5 protein-coding genes are annotated in these 4191 nt (G+C 65.6%); 1 reads left to right on the top strand and 4 read right to left on the bottom strand.

Annotation, left to right across the window (positions count from 1 at the left end; all coding sequences use genetic code 11):
* Nucleotides 1–343 precede the first annotated feature (343 nt).
* A complete protein-coding gene (locus D7V77_RS40600; protein WP_120581536.1) occupies nucleotides 344–1261 on the top strand; it encodes a restriction endonuclease in 918 nt (305 codons plus the stop codon).
* Nucleotides 1262–1442: 181 nt separating this feature from the next.
* Here D7V77_RS40600 and D7V77_RS40595 read toward each other — a convergent pair whose 3' ends face one another.
* The 4 genes from D7V77_RS40595 to D7V77_RS40580 all read right to left on the bottom strand — a co-directional run bounded on the left by D7V77_RS40595 (nucleotide 1443) and on the right by D7V77_RS40580 (nucleotide 3996).
* The gene (locus D7V77_RS40595) at nucleotides 1443–2111 is read right to left on the bottom strand and encodes an AAA family ATPase (protein ID WP_120581535.1); all 669 of its coding nucleotides are present in this window, start codon (nucleotides 2109–2111) and stop codon (nucleotides 1443–1445) included.
* A 4-nt stretch (nucleotides 2112–2115) separates the two neighbouring features.
* Nucleotides 2116–2403, bottom strand: coding sequence for a hypothetical protein (locus D7V77_RS40590; RefSeq protein WP_147452329.1), 288 nt, complete (start codon nucleotides 2401–2403; stop codon nucleotides 2116–2118).
* A gap of 177 nt (nucleotides 2404–2580) precedes the next feature.
* Entirely contained in the window at nucleotides 2581–3231 is a 651-nt protein-coding gene (locus D7V77_RS40585) for a ribonuclease HI family protein (RefSeq protein WP_120581533.1), read from the bottom strand.
* Nucleotides 3232–3261: 30 nt separating this feature from the next.
* Complete coding sequence (locus D7V77_RS40580; RefSeq protein ID WP_120581532.1) at nucleotides 3262–3996, bottom strand: zinc ribbon domain-containing protein; 735 nt, start codon at nucleotides 3994–3996, stop codon at nucleotides 3262–3264.
* Nucleotides 3997–4191: the final 195 nt, after the last annotated feature.

Here is a 4191-nt window from a genome sequence, read left to right as displayed (position 1 = left end):
GCACCGCCGACCCGCCCGAGTCACCCCTCCAGCCCAGTCCCTGAACAGCTCACTCCTCGCGGCGCTCGCCGAGCACGGTCGGGGCCTGTCTTCAAGCGTCCCGGCACGTCACTGGCCGGACGGTTACCATTGATGAGGTCGCGCGAAGTGCAGTCGGGGGCATCCCTCGATTGGAGGCGTCCATCATGACCAAGGCATTCCGGGGTGAGCTTGTATCCCAGGACCCAACAGACGAACCCGCCTCGGCTCTGCTTCAGCGGCTCCGCGCAGAACGCAATATGCCTACTGACGGCGAACCTAGCCCGCGCACAAAGCGGCGCCGTGAGACCAAGGTCGCCTGACCATGCCCATCCCTGACTTCCAGAGCGCGATGCTCCCGGTCCTCCGGCTCACCCAGGACGGCAAGGACCACACGCTGGGCGAAGCCGTGGAGGCCGTCGCCGTGGAGTTCAAGGCCACCGAGGAGGAGCGCAATGAGCTGCTCCCCAGTGGCCGCCAGCGGCGGCTCCACAACCGCGTCGGTTGGGCGAAGACCTACCTGCAGAAGGCGGGACTCGTGGAGGCCAACGGGCGCGGGCGCTTCCGCATCACCCCGCGTGGTCAGCAGGTCCTCCAGGGCAAGCCGACGCGCATCGACATGAAGTTCCTGGAGCAGTTCCCCGAGTACACCGCCTTCGCGGCCCTCAAGCACGACGCTCCGGATGCACCGCCCTCCGCCCCGGAGCTTCCGGTCTCCAATGAGACCCCCGAAGAGGTCCTCGAAGAGAGCTACCAGGAGCTGCGCCGGCGCCTCGCGGAGGAGCTGCTGGAGCGCATCAAGGCCTGCGACCCCCGGTTCTTCGAGAAGCTGGTCGTCGATCTCCTGGTGGCCATGGGCTACGGCGGCTCGCGCAAGGACGCGGGCCAGGCCGTCGGCCAGAGCGGTGACGAGGGCATCGACGGCATCATTAAGGAAGACCGCCTGGGACTCGACGTCGTCTACATCCAGGCGAAGCGGTGGAACAGCACCGTCGGCCGCCCCACGGTCCAGGCCTTCGCTGGCAGCCTGGAAGGACAACGCGCTCGCAAGGGCGTGCTCATCACGACCTCGGACTTCAGCCGCGAGGCCCGCGACTACGTGAAGCACATCGAGAAGAAGATCGTCCTCATCGATGGCACCGAGCTCGCCCGGCTGATGATCGACAGCGGCGTCGGCGTCACCGAGGTCGCCACGTACACGGTGAAGCGGCTGGACCTGGACTACTTCGGCGACGAGGAGTGAGGCCCGCGCTCCGGGCTACATCCGCTCGTCAATCGCCCGGTTGCTCATCTCGTCCGCCTCCGCGTTCTGCGTATGAGGGCTCACGTGCGGGAGTGTTTGCCCAGCAGGTGTCATTTTGCATGCACCCATGGATGATTCAACGTGGGCAAGTCGGACGTGCGAGCCATGGACACACTTGCCGCTACTCTTGCGCGGTAGCCGGTGGGTGAACAACTCCGCAAGCTTCCGCGGTGGCCTTCAGCACCGGGCCAACCGCATGCGGACACGGAGGCGCCTCGAATATTGTCGTGGTTCCCTGTTGCTTGCTTGCAAGCAACGACAGCTGGTCCTCGTTGTGCACGAGCATGCATGCGGTTGCGGACCGCCAGAACCACGCCAGGTTCTGAAGTGAAACAGGCCAACGCTTCCGTACCTTTTCCTCCGGCACGTCGTGGCCCCCGTGGGCTACGCGAATTCGAACCCGCTCGAGCGCAGCCTCCACGGAGGGGAGTGCTACGTATACGAAAAGGATGTTCCATTCGAGTTCCAGCGCACGCTGAACGATGCTCCGGTACTTATCGCTCGCCAGTACTGTCTCGATTACGAAGTGAGCCCGCCGCTTCTCGATGAGCGTTCGGACGTCTTCTTCGCATTGATTGGCCGCGCGACGGTTCGCCTCGGGCTGCGTGAGGCTCGGGTCCTCTGCCATGAGAGCCCGTGTGACCGTGTCCGGATTGATTATCTTGATACTGTCTGCATCCGACAACTCGACGAGGCTGCGCAGCGTCTCAGGGCTCTGAGAGATCGTGCTCTTCCCGGCCCCATTGATCCCTCCGACGAGCATGAACCATGGCGCAGGGCGAACGGTCATGGTGCTACTTCGCCGTCGCCGACTTTGCCCGGTCAACAGCCTTGCTGAACGCCGTCAGGAGCTGGGTCGGGAGCTGGGGGTTCTCCATCCAGTCGGGCGACTTGGCCTTCCTGTTTCGAGCGCGTTTCTGGACCGTCGTGGTCTCGAATCGAACAACCGGGGTCGAGCCCTCTCGACTCGTGACCTCTTGGCTGATGCGAATCGTCTCCCCGATCTTTCTGGCGCCGAGCGTGGCCGGTTTCTTGCCCACGATTTTCACGGTCACCGCTTTGGGGCTTTTCTTCCGTGCCATGTGGCTCTCCTTGCCCGGAATCTTAGCGCCGGATGCTGCTGTTGGCATCGAGTGTTGTCCTCTTAGTCGGCCGCATGGGCAGGGGGCGGTAGCCTGCTTGCGTGCAATGGAAGGCGGGGACGAACAGAACTCGTAGGGTTGCTTCAGGGTGCGGGAACGAGAACTGGAGATAGAACCCTAGAGCCGCTCGTCAATGGCCCGGTTGCTCATCTCGTCCGCCTCCGCGTTCTGCGCGCGGGGGACGTGGGCGAGCCTCACCTTGCCGAAAGTCGCCAGCAGCTTCTGCGCCTCCTGGAACAAGGGCTTCAGCGTGGGGCTCTTCACCTGGTACTTCCCACCCAGCTGGCGGATGAGCAGCTCGCTGTCCGCGAACACCTCCACCTCGCGGGCGCCCAGGCTCTTCGCGTGCTGCAGGCCGATGAGCAGGCCCATGTACTCGGCGTAGTTGTTCGTCTGGTGCCCCAGGAACTTGCCCAGGCGCGCCACCACCGCGCCCTCGGCGTTCGTCAGCACCGCTCCCGCGCCGGCAGGGCCCGGGTTGCCTCGCGCCGCTCCGTCCGAATAGACGCGCACGCGGTTCAGCGCCCCACCCGCGGCGGGCGTCACGATCTCGATTCCTGACGTGGTGGACTCAGGCTCCGTCCGCGGGGCGGGCTCTGACGCAGGCGCCCCGGCGTCGCGCGGACCGCCGCCCAGCTTGTCGGTTGCTTCGTCCAACAGCTGGCCCAGGTGTTCGCGGGTGAGCCCGCGAAAGGCGCGCACCGTCGCCGTCAACGGCTCCTCACGGGCGATGTGACGGAGGACGTCGACGAGCGAAGGGGTCGGCATGGGGAAGGGGACCGAAGTGATGCGCCGCCGCTACTTCTCGGCGGTGTCCTTCGGCTCGTTCAGCGCTTCCACGGCGAAGATGATGCGGTTGCACGAGGGGCACACGTCGGTGCCCAGCGAGGTGCGCAGCATGTTGTACATCTGCGGGGGCAGGTTCATGTTGCAGCCCTGGCAGGTGCCGGCCACCACGCCCACCATCGCGGGCAGCTTCTTCTTGCGGATGACCTCGTAGCGGCGGAGCAGGTTGGCATCCACGTTCGCGGCGACTTCCGCGCGGCGCCCCTCCAGCCCCTTCACCTGGGACTCGGATTCGCCCAGCTTCCCGCGCAGGTCCGTCATCCGGCCCGACAGGCCCTGCTGCTTGGTGGCGTATTCCGCCTCCTTGCCCTTGATGCCCTCGCGAGCCTGGCCCAGCTCCTTCACCTTCTCAGTCAGTGCCTCGGACTGGGTGAGGATGCCCTTCTTCGCGATGTCGATTTCGCGAGCGAGCGCCGAGTACTCACGCGTGGAGCGCTGGTCGGACAGGCGCGCTTCCCACTTCTTCACCTTGTCCTTCTCGTCCGTGATGTTCTGCTCGAGCAAGGCCTTCTGCTTCTCGAGGTCGGCGACGCGTGTCCGCTCGGCCTCGATGCCATTGCGCGCGACCCCCAGCTCCCGCTCCAGCTCGGAAATCTGGCGGGGATGCACGTCCGCCGCCTTTCGGAGCGAGGCGACCTCGAGGTCAACCTTCTGCAGCTCCGCCAAGGCCTTCAGTTTCTCCCGCAAGTTGCTGCCTCCCACACGGCCGCACCGACGCGCGGCTCGGCTCTTGTACCAACAAGGGTGCTGGGGTTCCAACGCGTAATTGGGGAAGCCTCCATCCCCGTGTTCGCCGCCTGCCCCTTGAGCGTTTGAATCCGCTTCACGCACCCGTTAGACGGGGCACGTGTCCAGCCCCCGCCTCCGCCCCCTCCTGGCCCC

The sequence above is a fragment of the Corallococcus sp. CA041A genome, assembly GCF_003612075.1.
Lineage (GTDB): Bacteria > Myxococcota > Myxococcia > Myxococcales > Myxococcaceae > Corallococcus > Corallococcus exiguus.
The sequence above is the reverse complement of the archived record's forward strand: the minus strand, read 5'-3'. Positions and strand labels throughout refer to the sequence as shown.

Bases quoted from the DNA above. Each gene is read 5' to 3' on its own strand.
- D7V77_RS40590 (WP_147452329.1), bottom strand. From the start codon at position 2,403: ATGGCACGGAAGAAAAGCCCCAAAGCGGTGACCGTGAAAATCGTGGGC.
- D7V77_RS40595 (WP_120581535.1), bottom strand. From the start codon at position 2,111: ATGACCGTTCGCCCTGCGCCATGGTTCATGCTCGTCGGAGGGATCAAT.
- D7V77_RS40600 (WP_120581536.1), top strand. From the start codon at position 344: ATGCCCATCCCTGACTTCCAGAGCGCGATGCTCCCGGTCCTCCGGCTC.
- D7V77_RS40585 (WP_120581533.1), bottom strand. From the start codon at position 3,231: ATGCCGACCCCTTCGCTCGTCGACGTCCTCCGTCACATCGCCCGTGAG.